This is a genomic window from Halomonas sp. CKK8, assembly GCF_029625235.1.
Taxonomy (GTDB): domain Bacteria; phylum Pseudomonadota; class Gammaproteobacteria; order Pseudomonadales; family Halomonadaceae; genus Halomonas; species Halomonas ventosae.
Genome location: NZ_CP121193.1, coordinates 2,949,462 through 2,970,876 on the forward strand (window position 1 = coordinate 2,949,462; position 21,415 = coordinate 2,970,876).

Here is a 21,415-nt window from a genome sequence, read left to right on the forward strand (position 1 = left end):
TCCAGGTTGGATTCGGTTGTCAGGGGTCAGGCGAGGCGGTCGAGTACCTCGGCCACCGCATCGAAGAGCCGCTCCAGCTCGGCCTCGGTCGTGCCGAATGGAGGGCCGAACTGCAGGGTGTCGCCGCCGTAGCGCACGTAGAATCCCGCCTCCCACAGCGCCAGATGGGCATCGCGCGGGCGCACCGTGGGGTCGCCATCCCGCGGGGCGAGCTGTATTGCCCCGGCGAGACCGTGGTTACGTATATCCGCCACATGAGGGCACCCCTTGAGGGCATGCAGCTTGGTCTCGAAGGCGGGGGCAATGGCGCGAACCTGAGCCGGGAAGTCCTCGCGCTCGAAGAGGTCAAGCGCCGCCAGTCCCGCGGCACAGGCCACCGGGTGGGCGCTGTAGGTGTAGCCGTGGGGAAATTCGATGGCGTGCAGCGGGCCATCGGCGTGCATGAAGGTGTCGTAGATCTCGCCGGAAGCAATCACCGCGCCCATGGGCACCGCGCCGTTGGTGAGCTGCTTGGCCACGGTCATCATGTCGGGCACCACCCCGAAGGCCTCGGCACCCGTGCGCGCCCCGCTGCGGCCGAAGGCGGTGATAACCTCGTCGAAGATCAGCAGGATATCGTGGGCGCTGCAGATCTGGCGCAGGCACTCCAGGTATCCCTTGGGGGGTACGATCACCCCGGCGGAGCCGGACATCGGCTCGACGATGACCGCCGCGATGTTTGAGGCGTCGTGCAGCGCGATCTGGTCGAGCAACGCATCGGCAAGCTCGGCCCCACTCTCGGCCTGACCCCGGGTGAAGGCGAGATGCGGCTGCAAGGTGTGCGGCAGATGGGTCACGTCCATCAGCTGGCCGTAGTGCTTACGATTGGCGCCGATGCCGCCGAGGCTGGTGCCGCCCACGTTGACGCCGTGATAGCCCTTGGCGCGACCGATCAGGCGGGTCTTCTCCGGTCGACCCTTTGCCCGCCAGTAAGCTTTGGCCATCTTCACCGCGGTATCCGCCGACTCGGAACCGGAGTCGGTGAAGAACACATGATCCAGGCTGGCGGGCGTGAGACGGGAAATCCTCTCGGCCAGTTGGAAGGCCAGCGGATGTGCCACCTGGAAGCCCGGCGCAAAGTCCAGGCTGCCCAGCTGACGCGCCACTGCCCGCTGGATCTCCTCGCGGTTGTGCCCGGCACCGCAGGTCCACAGCCCGGAGAGCGAGTCGAACAGCCGACGACCATGTTCGTCGATGAAGTAGCGCCCCTCGGCGCCGGTGATCACCCGCGGATGGGCGTGGAAGTCCCGGTTGGCGCTGAATGGCATCCAGTAGTGTCGGTTGAGCGCCGTCTCGCGAACCGGCGCTGCGGAAGCAGCATGCCCGAATGAGGCTGAGTTCATGGCGTTGTCCTTGTTGAAGTTTTTGCTAACAACGCCAGCAGCATGGCTCTCCCGTTAGTCAATAAAAATCATGATTTACTGTCGTTCGCGTGAGGAAAAACGAACGTATCGCAAAGCGTGTATCCGTTCGGAAGAATCCACGCCACGAATGGAGGCTTTGGCTAAGGACGAGGGGCACAGCTGGCGGGGGTATGCAGCGGGTGTCTCACGCCGTCAGTTGCTGGACAGCACGCGCCAGATGAAAGGGAGCGCTGCCACCGGGGTGAGCCATGCAGGGGTTGGAGTCCAGTGGCCCTGACGTAGCGAGCGGCGAAGGCTGGCACGGCAACAGCAGGGTGGCAGTCGTGGGGGGCGGGAATGGGCCTGGAGCGTCAGGGCGGTGGTGTCCACTGTTCGTGGGCAAGATCACCTTCGCCAGCCACTTCATGATGAATGGTGGGAACCTGCTGACGCTCCAGAAGATCCTGGGCCACCAGTCCATTCAGATGACCATGCGCTATGCCCACCTGTCTCCGGATCACCTAAGCGAAGCGGTTCAGTTCGCGCCCTCCCCTGGGAGAACCTAAACACTTTCCTAGCAGCTTCAGAGAGTTTCCAAATCTCACCTAGTAGTCTAATTTTAAATTGGCACAAGCCAACAACCGCTCAGACCTTAAGTCTTTGAAATACAAGGCCAGGCTGGGATTTATGAAAAACAAGAGAAGGGACAGGAGGCAAGCCATGTATTCGTGCAGAGTCCTCATACCTCTTATTCTGATACTTTTTTTTCAAGGATGCGTCCATGTCCCTCAAGAAAAAGTCGAGGGTGTTTCATTCGAGGATGCAATGAAACAAATTGCCAATGGACTGAATGAGTTAGAAGACAGACGCAGCAATAGAGACACCACCTTCGGGTTAGTCCCTTCTGAAATAACCGTCAACTTGAAGGTTGATGTGAAAAATACTGGCTCCAACACCACCTCGCTATCTGTGGCTCCAGCAGGAACCTTAAAGGAAGTTAGCAGATTAGGGAGCGAATGGAAGTATGAAGGTTCTGAAACTAGAGGGAGCCACATTACCATAAAATTCAGAAACCTTCTTTTTTCTAAACCTGAAGAAGCTTTTTACGATCATGAGGACATAGGAAAAAGGATTGAGGATCTTCAAAACTCTGGAGTAGAAGTTCTTAACCCTTATTGAATGTATGTGTAAGCATCCCGATGTTCATCGTGCTCGTTGGAAAGCCTGCCAGGGCTCCGGATGGACACAATGTGGACAGGTACAGTGAGCTACAGCGCCAGGAGGGTGGAAAGCAAGCGTAAATGCTTGAATTCTGGTGGGCCCAGCAGGACTCGAACCTGCGACCAAGGGATTATGAGTTCTCCTTTAAAACAATAAGTTACTGACAAAAAAGGAAAAACGACCGTAATCGAGCGAAAGGTACAATTCCTTAGAATCAGTAGCTTAGCGAAGGTTGAAGACAGCACAGGAAGCTGGTGTGTGTACCAGTGGTGTACCGCTTTCGAGCCTCCCCTCTTTCGAACAGCATACTTATGGGGGGCGCAAGATTACTTTTTCAAAGGCATGCTGTCTGTTCACGGCTTGTGAGCATTCTTCAATTTAACCGCTAGTGATGGTCGCATCGGGCCCGCGCCGGATAGTAGCAAGGCTCCGGCTCACCGAGTTCGTCGCATAATCGGCTCCATTCGTCAGAAGTGCAGACCCACCGCGTGAGGACGGGATGCCGGTAGATTAGATCACCTCCATAGACCCTCCGCACGGGACCCAGCAATCGTTCATGCCAAGCGACGATTACTCCTTCTCGGAGCCAACGGGTTGGGTCTGAGGGAGAGGGCTGCCATCCCAACTGGCGCCACTTAGGGCTAGGAAAGACATCGACTAATCCATCGACGAAAGGAAACAGACCATACACCCCCCACGTCAGCCAGCCATCGTCAGAACCCGGCCCGAAGATAACATCGAAGTCCTGGAGCATTAGTGAAGTGCGAGCATTCAGTACCCGCGGCGGTTCGCGGTCTCCCGCTAAGCTGCTGGGCAGGCGGTGATGCATGTGAACCTTGACGTCCCACTCTCTGGAGTAGCTCGTTACGCTTCCGCCTAGGACACGGATGTTATCTGGTAGATCGGAAGACAGAAGGGCGGCAAGCTCATACGCCAGCTTCTCTGGCGGCTCGGACACCCATTCATCCAAGTCGTCATCGATGGGCCAGCCACATGCTTGGGTGTGGGGAGCCGGTGTTCGCAGGAAAACGAAGGGGTCGGCGGCAGGAGCGAGCGCCTGCGACAGCCGCGCGACATCTACATCGGAGAATCGGCCTTGGCGGTCGTGCTTCCTGAGGACCTCGAATAGGCGGGCATTCTCAGCCTCATCTTTCGGATTTAGCACATAGTCGCCGCTCCCCCTCGCCCGTCTGCGGGATCGGCTGGGCGATGGAGGATCGTTGCGGACGGAAGATGCGAAGTCCGACTCGACATCCTTCAGGCTCTCATCGCATGCGGTTCTTAGGAACGAGAGGAAGCTCAGGCTCGGCCTCCCAGCGCTCGTATGCAGCCCAGTCCGCGAGGAGGGCCCAGAAATCAGGGGCGCCGATGAAGCGATCACGAAGGGAGGATTCTCGGTTGGCTTCGGCCAGGAGGGATCGGCGCCTCGGGCTGTCCTCGCTGCAACTAGAAGAGCGCCCCAAGCGCTGAGCGCTGTGTCAAGGCGTGGAGCCTCAGCCATCAACCGTGCCAAGCACTCGTTGAGCGATTCACCTTGTGCTTCCGCGACGACGGCCTCCGCTATGAGCAACAGCCTTTGTGCGACATGGTCGTGGGAATCCGAAGCTCGCTCGACGAGTTGGTTCAGTAGGGTGGGGGTGCTCCTCAGCATGCCAAAGACACCCCGCAGGGCCCCCTGCGCATACGTCTGCTCGTCGAACTCCAGCGAGCGCAGAAGGTTGGCCAGCAAAACCTCCGGCCATGTAGCCAGATCAGAAGAAGCGTCGACCGGGATTGGAGAGAGCGGTGGAAGACGGCCGCCCCCTTCAATCCAGAGCGTGTGCATATCAAGCAGCCTGTTGGCACCGTCAAAGAGTTCTTCCTGACCAGCGTGAGACGCTACGAGCAGGCACATTGCGTCCAGGTTCTCCTGGATGGTATTGATTCGCGCTTCCGGGGAAAGGAAATGGTCGGCCAACACGGCACGGCGGACCGCGTCCCAACGCTGCTCCGGGGTCACCAAGGGGAAGAGGTGCTCGTACGCATCGCTCGCCCCATCGAACCACCAGATCTGCTCCTCGCGTCGCTCCAGCGCGGCCCACGCCTCCTTGATGCACTCAGCGTACGAGCCCCCCCCCTCCGCTTTCGCATCGTCGAGGCTGGCGGCCACCTGCTTCCAGTCTTGGTGTGCCGGAGCCAGGGTAATAGCGTCGACAGGCTTGAGGGATGAGTAGTCAGGGGTGTCGCGCTCGATTGGCGATGAAGTAGTGTCCGGATCCCGCTGACAGGCAAACTCGGCCGCCCCCATCAGTCGGAGATCGCGGTCGAAGTGACCGATGCCACCTCGTTGTGCTGCAGCAAGCAGTGCATCCCGTGCGTCTGCCAGCACCTGTCGGTCGGCATGGACCCGCCAGCAGAGCTGGCCGATACAGAAGGCCCAGATTGAAAGCAGTTCGGAGCTCTGGAGGGGCTCGGTCTCAACCATTCGCAAGAGGGCATAGACAAGCGCATCATCGCCAACCTCCAATGCCGTCTCGGTAGTGAGCGCGATACGCGCGATGGCTGACGGCCCGTCCACACAAGCAGCGCTCAACACCGCCGTCTCTATTGCTCCGCCGACTCGATTGTCTCCTGTTCGCGTGGCTTCTCGCGAAAGTGAAAAGAGCCGCAGTCCCTGATCTTCCCAAGCACGCGCGTTCACCGCAGCAGCTTCACGGAACCAAGCAAGAGCCTGGCTCAGGGAGTAGTCCTTGTGCCCCGTATATCCGATATTCGCCCAGGGAAGTCGGATGAGCGCCGGCTCGGCCGCTTCGTTTTCGCCGATCTCCTGGAGGAGGCTCGCGAACTCAGTGACGAACTGGTGTCGCTCCGCGGGGGGCAACGTCCAGGCGACCCCGTGCGAGCCTACCCAGGCGTCAGCATACGAGAGGAGTTCTTGCCGATGAGTCGCCTGTGCGAGGAAGCGCCAAACAGGCGTGAGCATCGGCCCCAACGTCCTGCGCTCTGCTATTCGGTCAAGAAGAGGCACGCAGATCGCCCGAGTCAGTTCGCTATGTCCGCTCGCGCAATCGAGAATCCCCTTCACGATCAACGCAGCGATCTGGGGATAGCCAAACGGTATACGGTAGGGATGCCTATCCACTGCAGTCAGCAGGATATTGACGGTGCGGGCCACCGTAGCTGGATCGCAATGGATCGCGGGCGTCAGGTCCTCACGAGTAGTTCGGATGAGGGAGCCCAGAAGAGCTGCTGCATGGAGAAGTTCTTTGACACCAGCGTCATGCCGTTCATCCCGTCGATCGCGCGCGTGGTAGACCTTCTCTATTTCCTCTCGCAGTCCGCTCGCGTGCCTGTTCGGGTCTGTGATGCCAAATAGAACCGCCAATCTTACCATCACCGTGATCTGGCTCGGTTCGTCAAGTCCTGTTCCGACGTGTTCTATGGAAGCGGCGATCGCGCTACTCCGGTCGGCGAGAACTGGCTTCGTCCACCGCTCCTGAAGATCTCCGTCACCGAGGATTGCCGCTGCGACGGCGCCCGAAACGCGTAAATACCAAGGGTGGCAGTCCTGCGGACTCATCGCCTGGAGCACAAGGCCGCATCGACACCACTCGCGGCTGTCTATGAGCCTCCACAGTAGCTTCTCAACATCAATCAGATAGCACTGCTGGATACGATGCAGAACTTCTGCAAAGTCTTGGTCTCGAACCGCGAAACCATCGGCAGAGTCGAGAAGGCCCTGAGCATACGACGCTTCCGCGCTCTCCCACCCTGTCCCCTGGCTGCACTCTAGAAGTGTGGTTGTGGCGGCGCTAGCACGTCCGAGGCCAGCAAGAAGCGAACGGGCGGCGTCTTGCTGTTGGTGCTCGTGCGTACCCGCTCCAAACCGAGCAGAGTCCGCGATCTCCTTCGGGCTCAAGCCGGCAAACCATCTCTCGAACGCGGCGCGAGCTCGTTCCGTTTCCCCAAGGTCACAAAGCTCTAGTACGTCATTTATCGCAGCCACCACGCGATCGTGAATCCAGTCGGGCTTCGCTGGGACGGCTCTCTCGACTCCGCGGGGAGAGATCGCTCCGGACGGTGCTGAGTCTATGTCTTCTCGGCCATCCCGCCACTGCAATGACGCTCGGAGCTGTTCAAGCGTCTTGAGACCGGCAGCAACCTGATGAGCCAACGACCAGTCTGGCTTGATGGCCGCGAGCGCCTCTGCAGCGGTCACGGCCTGCTCGGTCAGGATGTCGAGCCCTCGGCCTATAGCATGTCCTTCTAGGACCCAGCTCGGCTCAAAGACCGATGCTTGGTCGCGAGGACGTTCCGCAATCCCGTATAACGCCTGAACAGCGGCATGTCGCGCGAGTGGATCATCCCCGTCTCGAAGAAAGTCACCCAGGAGCGACGCGGATTCCCTGTAGGTGTCAGGGTCTCCTCGTAGAACCCCATGCAGAAATACCCGGAAGTCGTTATGGAACACGCGGAAGCCTTGCGACTCCTCGACCACCAGCGGGCGCAATGCTCGGAGCACGTCCATCCAGTTCACCGGCATCGTGCCGTCGGGGTCTACGACAGCGCGGAGCATCTTGGGGGTCGTGCGGGACCTCGCGAGCGTCAGACAAGCTGCAAGGCGCAATGCAGATGCATTAACGAATTCCCGTGTGGTGGCCAACCAAATTGCCTTGTAGTAGCCCTCGACACCTGAGGTAAGTCGGCGATTGGCAAGAAGCGATGAAAGACCATCAATTTCATCGCCAAGCAATCGAGCTTCTTCCACAGCGAACACCGTCGAAAGCGTATGCCCTTCACACGCGGTATGAATGTCCCGAGCCACCGCGTTGGCCAAGTCGCTGTTGACGTTCAAGCGCGCACCAATCAACGCCCGTACGTCATCCAACCCGAGACGAGGGAGCCGGTACATCTCTACACCGGCGGCGCCATGCCTCAGCCAATCAGGGTACTGTCGTAGATAGGCTTCACTTGGCTGCCCGCCGATGAGAAAAGTGACGTGTTCTGGTATTTGGTCCGGCGGAACTAGCGACGCGAGGAAAGTATCCGGGCCTTCACCAGCGCGTGCAGCATGATCAATGCCGTCGACAGCAATCACGAAGGGCCGTCCCTCAGCCTCTCCGAGCATATTCGCGATTCGGAGAACATGTGCGCGAAGTTCCTCGACCGATAGCGATCCTGCATGGACAGGCACTTGAAGCTCGAAGAGGCGACCTCGCGCTAGCGGGCGCAGTTTGATCAGAAGGTCCGACCAGAGACTTCGGGGCTTGGTGACCTCAGAGTCCGCTGGCAGAAGTTGGTTCTCGGGTGTAATGGGACGATAGGCGTGGAAGCGCGCGTCAATGACAGGATCTCGCCGGTTTGCCAAGTGGCTCAGAAGCGCTGTCTTGCCACTGCCGGGCTCACCGGAAACGAAGACGACCGGAGTGTCTCGCTTCCGGAGTAGCTCCACCACGTCATCCACAGCCGGTATCCTAGAGGGGAAGAAAGGTGCCGGCGGTGGAAAATCGTGGTCGCCCACGATGGTGTCTTCTTCCAAGCAAAGCTTCTCGTACGCAGCCTCCTTCGTGATGGCCTCGGCTTCCCCACGATCAGACGTCGCCCATATCCGGAGTGCACTGTCGAGACGCGCGAGTAGTCCGTCACACACGGCTGGCTTGAGGGCGAAAAGCTTCTCGATGCGCTCAAGTAGTCGCCTCCGCACCTCAGGCAGTTCCGGCTCAGAATGCCGTACTTCCAGTGCCTTGAGAAAAGCCAGCTTCTTCGCATCGGTCTTGATATCTTCGAGCTGAGGCAGCCACAGATTATCCCAAGCCCCTTTCCACTCCGGCTTTACCTTCATGGCCGACAGCGTGGCTGCTCTCTTCGACTCGGCGCTCATCCACGTAATGAAGTCAGCTAGTGAGGGCCTTGTGATCGAACCGGCCCCCTTTGGGGTATGCTTCTGGGTACCAGCTTGTCGATTGGTGAGGAGCCAGACCTCGGCAGGTTCCCCGGCAGCAACCCAGCCCGCGGCCATGTGCTTGAGCAGCGAGTCTTCGCTGTCTCCGCTGGCGACCATATCCCCGAAGGTCAGAGAATCGGACACTCGCGTGTGCTTGACCTGAATGAAGCGGCTCTTGCCATCCGCGAATGCGACTACTACATCGTCCAGCCCCTTGTGCCCGGACTTCTAGAGCGTGACGGTCAGGACTTGTTTCTGGGCATCCAGAAGGTCGAGGACGTATTCCAGACCTACGGACCACTCATACCAGTAAGGATCCCCTAGACCCGCACCGGGGTTCTTTGACTTCGACGTCATACGCTCCAGTCACCTTCGTCTGACCAACACCACGCTCTATGGCTGGTTCATAGCACATCGATAAACCATACCAGCAACACCGCCTGGTTAGGTGCCAAATTTAGCAAGTAGTCGCCCTCGGTTTCTTCCAGGACCAGGCGCTTCTCCTCGCGCTTGGTGAGGCGGTAGTGGGTCAACTCCAACTCGCTGACGTACTCCCCCTTACGGCCGTAGCCGCCGGCCGTACCGGCCATCCAACCGTGGGTCGTCATCGCTTCGATGATGTCCCGCTGGAACAGAGCTTCCCTGCTGTTCGCCATGACATCCCCTGAGCCTGGCGTAACTATGCGTAACAGCCTAGCGCTTCAGGGATAAGAGGAGAAGTCTACTTAGGCCGCTGAACCATCAGGGCACCAGCCGTTATTCGCGAAGCCTGCCCAAGGCTTGCTCCAACAGCTCCAGTGATTGACGATGCTTGTCCGGGTGCATCTTATGGATGTTGGCGAGCTTCCAGCGCACGGCAGGCAGCCGTTTGACGCCTGGCAGCGGAAGCAGCGTCCAGTCTGGCGCCCCCTGCTTGAAGGACAGAAGGAAGCGAACGTCTTCATCCGTCATCAGTTGGCCCAGCCGCGCCAGAAGTTCGTGCCGGACGTCCTCCAACTGCTGCAATGGGATATCGGCCCTGGCCATCCCGACAAACTCCTGTCGGTAGACATCTTCCAGTGGCTTAAAGCGCGGATTGATCACTTCGTTCAAGGGCCTAGGATGCCCCAGCAGATAGAGCAGGAAGCCTTCGAATACGCTCCGATCCAGGCCGCCCTGGTTCAGCAGCAGCTTCATATCGAAAAGGTCCCGGGGGTGCTGGCGATCCAGCGCGGCGCAGATCTTGCCGCCATACAGGTCCGGCAGTGACACCACCTGCACCGCAGCAAAGCCGTAATCGTCTTCCACGGCTTCCACGACATCGCGCTCCTGGGGCGGGTGCAGAGTGCCACGCAGTACTGGCGATACCTCCACCTTCACCTGGCTACGCCCCCTGCGCACCAGGATTCTCAGCTCGTCTCGGCGATTATCCTGAAGCTCGGCTCGTACGCCTGGCAGCCGCGCAGTGAAGGTCTCTGTCAGTCGCTGCAGCGCCTCGCGACAGCGTCGCAGGGCTTCCTCACGGGGCTCCAGCGGCAGGTAGGCCAGGTCGATGTCGACCGATAGACGAGGTAATGGCTGCACGAAGAGGTTGATGGCCGTGCCTCCCTTGAGGGCGAAGCACGGCTCGTCATTGAGAAATGGCAGCAGCGAGACTAACAGACTGACCTGTTCATGGTAGCGAGCTTCAATCGGCATGCAGGAACGCCTCCGGCACCGTCACGTGATATTCCCTGTCCAGCTTGCCGCCTTGGCAGAGCTGCCGCTTGCCTTTGCCGAGATTCAGTCGGCGTGGTTCCAGGCGAGCGTACCAGGGATGCCCGGCGTGGCGAGCCAGCACCAGGAAGGCACGCTTGGTTCTCACCGAACGGCACCCCTCCAGCAATGTCTGCAGCCGGCGCGGACGCAGCGTATTGAGCCCGCTGAAGGTATCCACCAGCTCGCTGCCGAACAGCAACTCATTCGGCGTCACGGCGATCCACTCCAGGACGGCTCGCTCTGGGGTCGATATCTGCAAGCTGAAGGCCCTGCCATCTGGCGCGTAGTCCGTGAAGCTGCCGGGAAGCTGCGCCGGCAGGCCCTTTTCAGAGTGGAGCACCGTCCGCCCTGCCCACTCGGCATCATTCAACCACCGGGGCAGCCGAGCGGCCTCCTTGCCATACAGGTGCGTCGTGCTCTCCCCCATGGGCAGATAGTGGGCAAAGCCATGCAGTGCCAGGGCCGTCTGGCCACCCGGCCAAAATGGTGGCATCCCCGAGCCGTCGCTCGCCTGCAGGGCGAAAACAGCGCTCTCCCAGGTAAGAGGCTCCCCCGCTTGGCAGTAGGCGCCGTGCCCCACGCGTTGCAGCCAGCCACTGCTGGCAAGCTTACGCGCCTGATCAGATGTGACGCCGTGTGACGCCAGCCAAGCGGTCGTCACGACGGCGCCATACGGGATCTTGTGCAGCAATTGGTTTATTTTCACGTAAAAAAGCGGCCTTAAATTCCGTCTTTAGAGTAAATAATAAACCACGTTAGTTTATCTTCAAGCCCAAAATCGCCATTCAAGGCCGCTTTTATGACATAAATTAAACCGGAGGCTGAGTCTCCGCCCCTGCTTGATCCCAAATTTAGCGGGACGAAGCCAGGCAGAGAAGGCCGCTGCAGGGGACAAAGCGGCCACACATCACGTCACTCCTGATAGTGCGTGTACTTTTTCGCACTTCCCTTCACTTGGTCGGCGGGATATTTCTCCGCATTCTTCTCCATCTTCGCCCGGCATGCCGCTTCGATATCCACGTCCAGCTTGCCCGCCAGCCGGATCAAGTAGAGCTGAACATCGGCAATTTCATCGCGCACGGCGGCCAGTTGCTGCTCATCCAGCTCCCTGGACTGCGCCTCGGTCAGCCACTGGAAGCACTCCTGCAGTTCAGCTGCCTCCACCGTCAGCGCCATGGCCAGGTTCTTGGGCGAGTGGAACTGGTCCCAGTTGCGCTCGGTGGCGAACTGGTCCATGGCGTCACGGAGCTGCTTGAACGGGTCTGACATCTAGGGCTCACCTGGTTCTGCGCTATCGGATAGCGGTGAGCATGCCTGCTCTGCCGCTCGCTATCCAGCCAGCATCGGCATAGGCGACCATCCGGCCGCCCACTCGCTCACAGCACGGAGAGGAATTCGCCGATGACCTTCAGGTCCTCCAGCTCGTCCTCGAGCACGATGTCCTTGTAGCCGAAGGCGTTGGTCTGGGGCTTGAGCACGATGCGCTGGTTCACGAACTCGCCGTATTCCTCGACCTTCTCGCTCTGATACAGCTTCACCGTGAAGCTGCCGCCATGGTCTGGGTCCTCGATGGCGCGATGCTGCACCACGACGACCTTGCCTTGCCGTGTACCACCTGGGTTCGCGCGGAACAGGCACCAGGCGCCATTGGGAATGCGCCGATTCATCGACTCCCCCACCACCCGGCTGACGAAAAGGTCGGGGCTTACACGTATATGATCCGGTAGCTCGACCCAGTGCTCGGCGTCGGCAATCTGCATCTCACTAAACTCGCCAGCGGCGATGCTCAAATCATACACGGGTGCATGGCGCTCGAACGGCGCTGCCTGGTCACGCGTCGCGATGGGTAGGTGCAAGCCATCCAGCATCTCGGCACCCTCAGACGCGGCTTCTCGCTCGGTGGCTGTCTGCGAGCGAGCAAAGGCCGCGAAGTACTCTCGGGTCTCGGGGTCCGTGGCATAGAGGTAACAGCCCTTCTGTCCCCGCGTCATCAGCGTGCGATAGGTGTTCTTGATGATCTGGTCCGCCAGGGCACGGGCATTCTCAGGCTGCTCCTTGAGCATCTTCTTGTAGCCATGCACCGAGCGGTCCTGCCCTGCTCGCTTGGCCGCGTCCGTCACCACGCGGCCGTCACGAATCACGAAGTCGTCGCCGATGATGACGCCAACGTAGTCGAACTCGAGCCCCTGGCAGGTGTGGATGCAGCCGACCTGCTCTGCTGATCCATCTGCGATCGCCCACAGCATGCCGTCGTCATCGAGGTTCCACTGGGCGGCGAAGCCATGTTCGGGAAACACGATGTCCATGGCGTGCTTATCCTTCTTGCTGGCCCAGGGCCAGCAGTAGCCCGCCACCATGCGTGCCTTGTTGGCCTTGCGATTCTTTTCGAGAATCGCCCGGCGCATGGCACTCGGGTCATCGAACACCTGGAAGTCGTAGTCGATGTCCTCAAGGTCAGTGTTGGCCGTGGTGCGAATCTGAAGGGCGTGATCGAGCCAGGCCAGATAGCCATCCGAGCCGTTGCAGCGAAACTGCGACGCCAGCTCGAGCTCGTGGACATCGGCGCCGCCCTCGGCCGCCCGCCGCCGGATCTCCTCGACCGTGCCCACGTCCTTCAGCGTCACACGCTGCGCCTCATCGATGAAGAAGATCGAGAAGCGTGACGCGGCGATCACCTCCTTGATCTGGCTCTCGCCCAGGTTCTGATACATGCCCGACTTCTCGTTCAGGCGGTGCGCCTCGTCGACGATCAGTGCATGGAAGGTATCCGGCTCTGCGTTGACGTAGCTGCCCGAGCCCTTGAACAGGTTGTCGATGTGGGTCTTCTTGCGCGTGCCGGTCAGCTTCTTCTTGAATACCTCACGAGGGGCCGAGTTGCGCGACACGTACTGCGTCATCATCTCGCGCTTCGTCAGCTCCACCAGCAGGTTGATGGCCACCACCGACTTGCCGGTACCCGGCCCGCCCTTGACGATCAGGCACTGCTTGCTTCCGCTACCTGCGCGATGCGCAAGATCGATGGCGGTTTCATAGACCAGTTTCTGATCGTCGATCATCAGGAACTCGGCATTGCCTTGCATCATCGATGCCAGGGCATCCGCCAGGTTCTTGCTCGGCTTGATCACACCATGCTCGATGCGATACATGATGTCGTTGCTGTCGCCGTACTTGATGTGCTGGCTCAGAAACTTCGAGAGCTTCAAGGCATCCTGCGAAATGAAGACCGGTGCACGACGCGTGTGGTGCTCGTAAAAGGGATCATTGATGGCGTCCCCCTGCTTCATGTTGTGCAGGTAGGCGCAGGGCACCAGGCGGATCGACTCGGAGCGTACCGTCTCGTTGTAGTCCTCGATCAGCGCGCCATAGGACCACGCCTGATACGACGGATGGTTGGTCTCGCGTACTCCGCCGCCTAGCTGGGTACGAACGATGGCGTCCTTCTTCGTTACCTCGACGGACTGCCACTGTTTCAGTTCCACGATGACCGCGGCATCGTCCCGCTGGTGGTTCTTGCCGGTCAGGATGAAGTCCACGCGGCGATTGGTCAGCGGAATGTTGTATTCGATGGCCACGCCTGCCGACGCGGGAATGCCCTCATCGAGCAGCACGCTCATCATAAAGCGAAGGGAGTTCTCCCACGACGTCACCTCACTGCGCGGCGAGTTTCGGTTCAGCCTGCGTGCCACCTCGTTCTCGATGGCCTCGGTGATGACGTTGGCTCGCACATCGTCGATAAACTGCTGCTTGGTGGCGTTGTAGACCAGCATGTCCTTGAAAGTCCCTTTTCAGTCAGCCGCTCAGAATTTTTCGCGTAGGTGTATTGAACAATCATGCACGCTATATGCTAAAGCAGCATGTTCTGATGACGGGAACCGGATGCAGAGCCTCAATGCGATCATTGTCTGGACACCGCTGGCACCGCGGAAGGTCTGGAGTCTTTCACCACGTAAAAATGTCGTGGATGATTCCGGCTGGCGTCCCACTTTGGGCGACACATTAGACAAACCTTGACCATAGCAGCACAACCGCGGTTTGCAATGCGGACAGCAAGATATCTCCCGGGAGGCGGGAAGTTAGAAGTCTGGCGGGATCAGGATGGTGGGCCCAGCTGGACTCGAACCAGCGACCAAGGGATTATGAGTCCCCTGCTCTAACCAACTGAGCTATAGGCCCTTGCTGCGGATGGCGCCGAGCGGCGCCGCCGTATGATAGCGAATGGCGATGAAGGTGACCATAGCCGGCCGCCCCTGGCTGGCCGAATCGCCCGCCGCGGCACTTCCTCCCCCTGCCGCGGTCTGCAGGTGGCCTGCCCTTCTGGAGATCGACCGGTGCGACCTTCCCCCCCTTGCCGTTTCCCTGCGCTGGGTACTGCCCTGTTCGCCCTGCTGCTGGCCCTGCCGGCGGCCGCCGCCTGGGAGCTGGACCCCGAACGCTCGCGGGTGGCTGCCACCGTGGTGCAGATCGCCCCGACAGGCCCCATTGCCCATCAGCACGAGGTGCGTCGCCTCGCCGGCACCGCCGAGGCGGACGGCACCCTGCGCCTGCCCCTGCGACTGGCCCAGAGCGATGTGGTCGAGCGCATGGGGCCCCTGCCGCCCTGGCTCTCCGGCCTTACCGAGCACCCCCTGGCCACCGTGACCACCCGCTTCCCGCCCCAGCGCCTGGAGGCTCTGGCCGTGGGCGAATCGCTGGTGGAGGTGCTCGAGCTCTCGGTGCAGTCCGGCGGCACCACCCACCACGAGCCGCTGGCGGTGCGCTTCACCCGCGAGGCACCCGGCCGGGTGCGGGTCAGCAACGCCGAGCGGGTGGCGCTGGATGGCCGCGAGCTGATGGCCAACCCAACGCTGCGCTCGGTGCTGCTGTTGCTCGGCTACGAGCAGATCGGCGACGAGGTGCCGGTCCTTCTCGACGCCGTGCTGCTGCGGCGCTGAGGCAGGGAAAGGTTAGCTCGCGGTGATCCCGAGTACCGTGTAGGGCGCCTCGCAGGCGTGGCGCTCGTCGCGCTCGTCGACGCTGCCCAGGCCCAGGTGGCGGTCGTTGTCGTAGGCGACGAACAGGCGATCATGGTCCAGCACCGACAGGCCCTCGGCCTTGTGCTCGAACTCCAGCGGCAGGCCTGCCGGGGTGGTCACCAGGGTCGGGCGCCGGCCGGCCCGGAAATCCGCCAGGCCGATCTCCCACAGGTAGCCGCCGATGCGCTCCTCGCCGGCCTCCTCCACCTCGAAGCTGTTCAGCAGGTAGAGCCGCGCGTGGTAGGGGTCGTACTCCAGGCTCGAGAGGCCGCAGTCGTAGCGGACCTCGGGATGCTCGCCCGGGTCGAAGGCATAGTGCTCGCGCAGCGCATCGAGGAACACCAGGTTGCCGCTCTCGCTGATCTCGTAGTGGGCCCCCACCACCCGGCTCACGTAGGCGAAGTCGTCATGGGCCTGGCCCTGCTCGCGCACGCCGAACAGCAGCAGGCCGTCGCCCCGCTCGCCGGGGATCGCGGCGAGCCCCTCGATCTTGTAGTAGGGAAAGCCGATGGCGGCGTTCAGCTTGTCGCGCAATTCCAGCGAGCCCGCCACGCCATCGCGCGGATCGGGGTCCACCACCTGAACCCGGTCCGGCTCGCCCAGCGGCCAGATCAGCAGGTGATTGTAGTCGTTGAGGGCGTGGCTCTCGTCGTCGATGCGATCGAAGCCGGTGGTCGCCAGCACGTGGCGGCCATCGGCGGTCAGCGCGAAATCCTCGTATTTCTCGGCCTGCTTGACCAGTGGCTGGGTGAAGTAGGTCAACCGGCTGTCGTCGGGCCCCTCCGGGGTAAGGGGCACGGCGAACACCGCCGAGCGCGAATCGCCGGGGATCGGCTTGTCGCTGGCCATCAGCAGGCGCTCGCCATCGTAGGCCACTGCCGAAACCTCGGCGTTGACCAGCCGCCCCTTGGCATCCTTGAGGCCGGCGGGAAAGCAGTGGATGGTTCCCTGCTGCAGGATCCTGGCACTCACCATGTCGTCGTCCTCCGGATCGATGGATGCCTCACCCTACTACGCTGAAACCTGCGCCGGGAACCGCCCGTGGAGTCGACGCGACGCCCCTTATCGATAATGATTATTGTTTGTATAATGGCGCTTTCCACGAATCCGGTGGTCTCGCCATGCCCTCGTCCCTGGCCCGGCTCTACGTCGGCCCCCTGCAGCACCTCGCCCCGCCGGCGATCGCGCCGGTGGCACCCGACGGCATGCCGGCCCGGGAGCTGCTCGATCCGACACGCCTGGCGACGCTGCTCGAGCGCTTCGGCGCCCAGTACGATCAGGGCGATCGCCGGGCGGTGGCCTCGCTTTGGTCCAAGTGGCACTTCAGCGCCCTGGCGGCCCACGGCCTGGCCGCCAACCTGCTGCTCGAGCGCGACCTGCCGCTGGGCCTCGATGAGCTCCATCTCCAGCAATCTCCCGAGGGGCAGACCACCGGCCTGGTGCTGCGCCATGCCGGCCGCCCCCTGGCCGAGCTCGACTCCCCCTCGCGCTTCGCGACCCTGCTCGACGGCCACCTGGCGCCGCTGGTCGAGGCCCTGGCCACGGCCAGCGGGGCCTCGCCCAAGGTGTTCTGGAGCAACGCCGGCAACTACTTCGAGCACTTCGCCAGCGCCCTGGCCGACCACCCCATGGCCTCGCCGGACGTCGGCGAACCCGCTCGGGCGCTGCTGGCGAGCCGCACCCTTCCCGACGGCCGTCGCAACCCGCTCCATCGGCCGGTGCGCTACGTCGAGGGCGAGGACGGCACCCCGCGGCGGGTGCGTCGCCTGTGCTGCATCCGCTACCTGATCGACGAGCTGGGCGTCTGCGGCAACTGCCCGCTGGCCTGCCGCCACGGGGCCCGTGCCGCCGAGACGCGCTGACCGCCTCACCAACGCCAGGGCCCACCCCGTTGCCGGGGTGGGCCCTTGTGGCATGCCTGTTGCGGCGGAAAGGGTCAGTAGCGCCAGGTCAGGTTGGCCATGACATGGCGCGGCGCGCCGTGGAAGGCCTGGTCCCACTTGAGGCTGGTCAGGTACTTCTCGTCGGTGACGTTGTTGAGGTTCAGCGAGGCGGTCAGGCTGTCGCTGAAGTCGTAGCTCGCCATCAGGTCAACCAGGGCATAGGCCTCCTGGCGCGTCTTGCCATCCGCCAGGTCGCGGTCGCGTTCGATCTCGTCCTGCCAGCGAAGCCGCGCCCCCACCTTGAGAGCATCCAGGGCGGCCGGCCGATAGCTGGTGGTGGCGCGCACCAGATGGCGCGGAATGTAGGTATTGGTGGCCTCACCCTCGGCGTCCTCGACCTCCAGATAGGTATAGCCGACGCTGGCCTGCCAGCCCGGCGCCAGCTCGCCGGCGAGCGTGGCCTCCACGCCCTCGCTGGTAATGCCGTCGGCGCCTCTGTAAACGTCTTGCGTTCCGCGCTTCTCGCCCGTTGGCTGCGCGACATTGTCCTGCTCGGTGCGGAACAGCGCCAGCGACGCATCGGCGCTGCCGTCGAACAGCTCGGCCTTGAGGCCGACCTCCTGGCTGACGCCGTCGACGGGATCAATAAAGTCGCCGTCGCGATTGATCTCGGTCTGCGGCTTGAAGATCTCGGTGTAGCTGGCATAGAGGGATGCCCAGTCGCTCACGTCATAGATCAGGCCGGCATAGGGCGTCAGCTCGTTGTCGACGTTGGTCTCCTGGGAGCTGCCGTACTGCTCGCCAACCGCGTCGGCCCAGCTCAGCCGAGCACCCGCCACCGCGGTCCAGCGCTCGGCGAGGTCCAGCTTGGCCGCGCCATAGACGCTACGCTCCTTGACCGTGGCATCGCCGTCGGTGCCGGGGAAGGCCACCCAGGCATCGGGTTCGGGGTAGGATCCATTCCAGTCGTCCAGCGGCGGCAGCCCCTGGCCGCCCGCATCGAAGCTCGCCGTGGGATAGCGGGAGAGCTGCTGGTTGCGGCTCTGGCTCCAGTCCGTGCCCATCACCAGCTGGTGGCTGCGCCCGAAGGCATCGACCTCGCCCTTGGCATGCAGGTCGGCCACCCACTGCTCCAGGTGGCGGTCGTAGCGGCTGAGGGTCAGCTGGTTGTCGGCGATGCGCCCGGTGGCGGCATCGGGCGTGCCGTAGATATAGAACAGCTGGGTGTCGGAGAGCATGTCCAGATGGGTGAGCGTGCCCTTCAGTGACCAGCGATCGCCGAGTGCCTGCTGCACCTCGAGGAAGCTGCGGTGGGTCTCCACGTCCCAGTAGGACCAGTCGGGGGCCGAGGAGGTCTCGACGTCGTAGTCGGTGGGGGTGCCGGCCGAGTCATAGAGCGGCAGCGAGCCCCACATGTTGCCGTCGGTATTGTTCTGCTGCCAGGTGTGGCCGAGGGTCACCAGGGTGCTGTCGGTGACATCGGCCTCCAGCACGCCATAGAACAGCCCCCGCTCGCGGCTCAGCCGGTCCAGGTAGGAGTCGCTCTCCATCCCTGCCGCCACAAGGCGCCCGCGGACGCGCCCCGCGTCGTCAAGCGGCCCGGCAACATCGGCCTCCAGGCGCCGCTGGTCCCAGGAGCCGACGCTCGCCGAGACCGAGGCCTGGGGCACATAGGTGGGCCGCTTGCGCACGAAGTTGACCGTCGCCGCGGGATTGCCCGAGCCGGACATCAGCCCGGTGGCGCCGCGCACCACCTCCACCCGGTCGTAGATCGCGGTGTCCATGTCCCCATGCACGTTGTTGTAGGGCATCGGCACGCGCACCCCGTCGACCTGGAAGTTGGAGATCTCGAAGCCCCGTGCCGTGTAGTAGGTGCGGTCCGTCTCGAGGCGCTCCACCGTGACCCCGGGCGTGCTCTCCAGGACATCATTGGTGGTGTCGAGGTTGAAGTCGTCGATCTGGGCGCGGGTCACGGTCGAGACGGACTGGGGGGTCTCGCGGGGCGTCAGGTCGAGCCTGATCGCGGTGCTGGTGAGCGGCACCCGGTAACGCTCCGTGCCCTCGGTGATCACCGACAGGGCCTCGGCCTCGACGGTCAGGGTCTCCAGGTCGGTGGCCGCCTCCGGGGCGGTCGTTCCCTGCTGGGCCAGGGCAACCGGTGAAAGCAGCAGGCTGCCGGCGGCGGTCAGGCCCAGGCAGCCACGGATGGCGCAGGTCAACGGGTGGATGGCGCCGCGGCGGCGGGATGGGAACGGCATGGGGGACGAGCCTCGTGTCATGGATTCGAATATTTATGATAATGATTCGCATCACGTTTAACAACAATGATTCATCCCGCTCATGCCAAGGGGCCATGCCGGCCCCGATGTCGTCACGCCAATGAGGCGTCCGCCGCCTCGACCTCGCCGGTCTGCACCCGCCACTGGGCCGCATAGCGCCCGTTGCGCGCCAGCAGCTCCGCATGGGTGCCGCGCTCCACCACCCGCCCGCCGTGGACCACGGCGATCTGGTCGGCATGGACGATGGTCGAGAGCCGGTGGGCGATCATGATCACGGTGCGCTGGTGGGCGATGCGCTTCAGCGATCGCTGGATGGCCGCCTCGGTCTCGTTGTCCACGGCGCTGGTGGCCTCGTCGAGCACCAGGATCGGCGGGGCCTTGAGCAGCGCCCGGGCCAGCGAGAGACGCTGGCGCTGGCCACCGGAGAGGCGCACGCCGCGCTCCCCCACCGGAGTATCGAGCCCCTGGGGCAGCGCCTGGATGAACGCCCAGGCCTCGGCGGTCTGTGCCGCGGCGATGATGTCGGCCTCCGGGGCATCCGGCTTGCCGTAGGCGATGTTGTCGCGCACCGGGCCCTCGAACAGGTAGACGTCCTGGCTGACCAGGCCGATGGCCCGGCGCAGCGAGGCCAGCTCGAGTTCGCGGACCGGCTGGCCGTCGATGCGGATTTCCCCCGCCTCGGGGTCATGGAAGCGCAGCAGGAGCTTGATCAGGGTCGACTTGCCCGAACCGGTGGCGCCGACCAGGGCCAGGGTATGGCCCGCCGGCACGTCCAGTTGAATATCGCTCACGCCCTCGCCGCTGCCCGGGTAGCGGAAGCTCACGTCGGCGAAGGCCACCTCGCCGCGCACCGGCTCGGCCAGCGCCCGCCCGCCGTCGTCGCGCACATGGATCGGCGTGGCCAACAGGTCGAGGATGCGCCGCGTGCTGGCCATGGCGCGCTCGAAGAGGTCGATCACCTGGGCCAGGCCGGTCAGCGGCCACAGCAGCCGCTGGGTGAGGAACACCAGCACGCCGTAGGCACCGACGTTGAGCTCCCCCTGCAGGGCCATCATCCCGCCCACGGTGAAGGTGGCCAGGAAGCCAGCCAGGATCGCCATGCGGATCACCGGGATGAAGGCCGAGCTGATGCGGATGGCCTGGCGGTTGGCCTCCACGTAGGCCTCGCTGGCCTGGCGCAGCCGCTCGGCCTCGCGGGCCTCGGCGGTGAAGCTCTTGATGGTGGCGATACCGGCCAGGTTGTTGGAGAGCCGGCTCGAGAGGTCGCCGACCCGCTCGCGCACCTCGGCATAGAGCGGCCCGGCCTTGCGCTGGAAGTAGAAGGCGCCCCACACGATCAGCGGGATCGGCGTGAAGGCGAGCAGCGCGATCAGCGGCGAGAGCAGGAAGAACACCGCCCCCACCGCCACCACGGTGACGCCGACCTGGATCATGGCGTTGGCGCCGCCGTCCAGGAAGCGCTCGAGCTGGTTGACGTCGTCGTTCATGGTCGCCACCAGCTGGCCGGAACTGCGCGACTCGAAGAAGCCCATGTCGAGCCGCTGGGCATGCTCATAGGCGTCCTGGCGCAGGTCGGCCTGCAGCCGCTGGGCGAGGTTACGCCACAGCACCTGGAAGAGGTACTCGAACAGCGACTCCCCGGCCCAGATGAAGAAGGTCAGCGCGCCGAGGACCAGGATCTGCTCGCGGGCGGACTCGAAGCCGAGCCCTGCCACGAAGCTCTGCTCCTGGTTGACCACCACGTCGATGGCCACGCCGATGAGGATCTCCGGGGCGATGTCGAACAGCTTGTTGATGACCGAGCAGGCGCTGGCGGCGATGATCCGGCGGCGATAGCCGCGGGCATAGCGCAGCAGGCGCGCCAGGGCCCGGAAGCTTGAGGTGGTGGCGTCAGGCATGGGGATCGGGGGTCCTGGAGGGTTAAGCGCCACAGCATACCGGGAAGGCGGCCGGCCCGAAACAGATCTTATTGATAACC

Annotated in this window: 13 protein-coding genes, 1 tRNA gene and 1 pseudogene; 4 read left to right on the forward strand and 11 right to left on the reverse strand. The window is 62.8% G+C overall.

Annotated elements, in window-relative coordinates; genetic code table 11:
* Nucleotides 1–26 precede the first annotated feature (26 nt).
* Entirely contained in the window at nt 27–1,382 is a 1,356-nt protein-coding gene (locus P8934_RS13930) for an aspartate aminotransferase family protein (RefSeq protein WP_278031583.1), read from the reverse strand.
* A gap of 401 nt (nt 1,383–1,783) precedes the next feature.
* Between P8934_RS13930 and P8934_RS13935 the strand changes: the two are divergent.
* Both P8934_RS13935 and P8934_RS13940 read left to right on the forward strand, forming a co-directional pair.
* A pseudogene (locus P8934_RS13935) lies at nt 1,784–1,948 on the forward strand (tyrosine-type recombinase/integrase); the annotation flags it as partial.
* Nucleotides 1,949–2,207: 259 nt separating this feature from the next.
* Entirely contained in the window at nt 2,208–2,561 is a 354-nt protein-coding gene (locus tag P8934_RS13940) for a hypothetical protein (RefSeq protein ID WP_278031584.1), read from the forward strand.
* A gap of 427 nt (nt 2,562–2,988) precedes the next feature.
* Here P8934_RS13940 and P8934_RS13945 read toward each other — a convergent pair whose 3' ends face one another.
* From P8934_RS13945 to P8934_RS13975, 7 genes are all read right to left on the reverse strand, one after another.
* Nucleotides 2,989–8,670, reverse strand: a complete 5,682-nt coding sequence (locus P8934_RS13945; protein WP_278031585.1) for an ATP-binding protein — start codon at nt 8,668–8,670, stop codon at nt 2,989–2,991.
* A gap of 260 nt (nt 8,671–8,930) precedes the next feature.
* Nucleotides 8,931–9,182, reverse strand: a complete 252-nt coding sequence (locus P8934_RS13950) for a hypothetical protein (RefSeq protein ID WP_278031586.1) — start codon at nt 9,180–9,182, stop codon at nt 8,931–8,933.
* Between the two features lie 100 nt (nt 9,183–9,282).
* Entirely contained in the window at nt 9,283–10,203 is a 921-nt protein-coding gene (locus P8934_RS13955) for a nucleotidyl transferase AbiEii/AbiGii toxin family protein (RefSeq protein WP_278031587.1), read from the reverse strand.
* The gene (locus P8934_RS13960) at nt 10,193–10,954 is read right to left on the reverse strand and encodes a type IV toxin-antitoxin system AbiEi family antitoxin domain-containing protein (RefSeq protein WP_278031588.1); all 762 of its coding nucleotides are present in this window, start codon (nt 10,952–10,954) and stop codon (nt 10,193–10,195) included. The genes P8934_RS13955 and P8934_RS13960 overlap by 11 nt, the downstream gene beginning before the upstream one ends.
* Before the next feature lie 221 nt (nt 10,955–11,175).
* Nucleotides 11,176–11,532, reverse strand: a complete 357-nt coding sequence (locus P8934_RS13965; protein WP_278031589.1) for a nucleotide pyrophosphohydrolase — start codon at nt 11,530–11,532, stop codon at nt 11,176–11,178.
* Between the two features lie 107 nt (nt 11,533–11,639).
* Complete coding sequence (locus tag P8934_RS13970; protein WP_278031590.1) at nt 11,640–14,030, reverse strand: DNA/RNA helicase domain-containing protein; 2,391 nt, start codon at nt 14,028–14,030, stop codon at nt 11,640–11,642.
* A gap of 329 nt (nt 14,031–14,359) precedes the next feature.
* A tRNA-Ile gene (locus P8934_RS13975) sits at nt 14,360–14,436 on the reverse strand.
* Nucleotides 14,437–14,591: 155 nt separating this feature from the next.
* Between P8934_RS13975 and P8934_RS13980 the strand changes: the two genes are divergently transcribed.
* Nucleotides 14,592–15,194: a hypothetical protein gene (locus P8934_RS13980; RefSeq protein ID WP_278031591.1), complete on the forward strand. Its 603-nt coding sequence runs from the start codon at nt 14,592–14,594 to the stop codon at nt 15,192–15,194.
* Nucleotides 15,195–15,206: 12 nt separating this feature from the next.
* Here P8934_RS13980 and P8934_RS13985 read toward each other — a convergent pair whose 3' ends face one another.
* Nucleotides 15,207–16,250, reverse strand: coding sequence for a hypothetical protein (locus tag P8934_RS13985; RefSeq protein ID WP_278031592.1), 1,044 nt, complete (start codon nt 16,248–16,250; stop codon nt 15,207–15,209).
* 146 nt (nt 16,251–16,396) lie between these two features.
* Here P8934_RS13985 and fhuF point away from each other — a divergent pair, with 146 nt between their 5' ends.
* Nucleotides 16,397–17,137 carry a siderophore-iron reductase FhuF gene (fhuF, locus tag P8934_RS13990; protein WP_278031593.1) on the forward strand — a complete coding sequence of 247 codons (741 nt, stop codon included), beginning with the start codon at nt 16,397–16,399 and terminating at the stop codon, nt 17,135–17,137.
* Between the two features lie 74 nt (nt 17,138–17,211).
* On the opposite strand, the gene P8934_RS13995 is transcribed toward fhuF, so the two are convergent.
* Together P8934_RS13995 and P8934_RS14000 are read right to left on the reverse strand one after the other, a co-directional pair.
* On the reverse strand, nt 17,212–19,416 hold the full coding sequence (locus tag P8934_RS13995) for a TonB-dependent siderophore receptor (protein ID WP_278031594.1): 2,205 nt from the start codon (nt 19,414–19,416) through the stop codon (nt 17,212–17,214).
* Nucleotides 19,417–19,529: 113 nt separating this feature from the next.
* A complete protein-coding gene (locus P8934_RS14000) occupies nt 19,530–21,335 on the reverse strand; it encodes an ABC transporter ATP-binding protein (protein ID WP_278031595.1) in 1,806 nt (601 codons plus the stop codon).
* Nucleotides 21,336–21,415 lie beyond the last annotated feature (80 nt).

Excerpts from the sequence above, each read along its gene's own strand:
- P8934_RS13965 (WP_278031589.1), bottom strand. The coding sequence starts at position 11,532 with ATGTCAGACCCGTTCAAGCAGCTCCGTGACGCCATGGACCAGTTCGCC.
- P8934_RS13950 (WP_278031586.1), bottom strand. The coding sequence starts at position 9,182 with ATGGCGAACAGCAGGGAAGCTCTGTTCCAGCGGGACATCATCGAAGCG.
- P8934_RS14000 (WP_278031595.1), bottom strand. The coding sequence starts at position 21,335 with ATGCCTGACGCCACCACCTCAAGCTTCCGGGCCCTGGCGCGCCTGCTG.
- P8934_RS13955 (WP_278031587.1), bottom strand. The coding sequence starts at position 10,203 with ATGCCGATTGAAGCTCGCTACCATGAACAGGTCAGTCTGTTAGTCTCG.
- P8934_RS13930 (WP_278031583.1), bottom strand. The coding sequence starts at position 1,382 with ATGAACTCAGCCTCATTCGGGCATGCTGCTTCCGCAGCGCCGGTTCGC.
- P8934_RS13940 (WP_278031584.1), top strand. The coding sequence starts at position 2,208 with ATGAAACAAATTGCCAATGGACTGAATGAGTTAGAAGACAGACGCAGC.
- fhuF (WP_278031593.1), top strand. The coding sequence starts at position 16,397 with ATGCCCTCGTCCCTGGCCCGGCTCTACGTCGGCCCCCTGCAGCACCTC.
- P8934_RS13985 (WP_278031592.1), bottom strand. The coding sequence starts at position 16,250 with ATGGTGAGTGCCAGGATCCTGCAGCAGGGAACCATCCACTGCTTTCCC.
- P8934_RS13995 (WP_278031594.1), bottom strand. The coding sequence starts at position 19,416 with ATGCCGTTCCCATCCCGCCGCCGCGGCGCCATCCACCCGTTGACCTGC.
- P8934_RS13970 (WP_278031590.1), bottom strand. The coding sequence starts at position 14,030 with ATGCTGGTCTACAACGCCACCAAGCAGCAGTTTATCGACGATGTGCGA.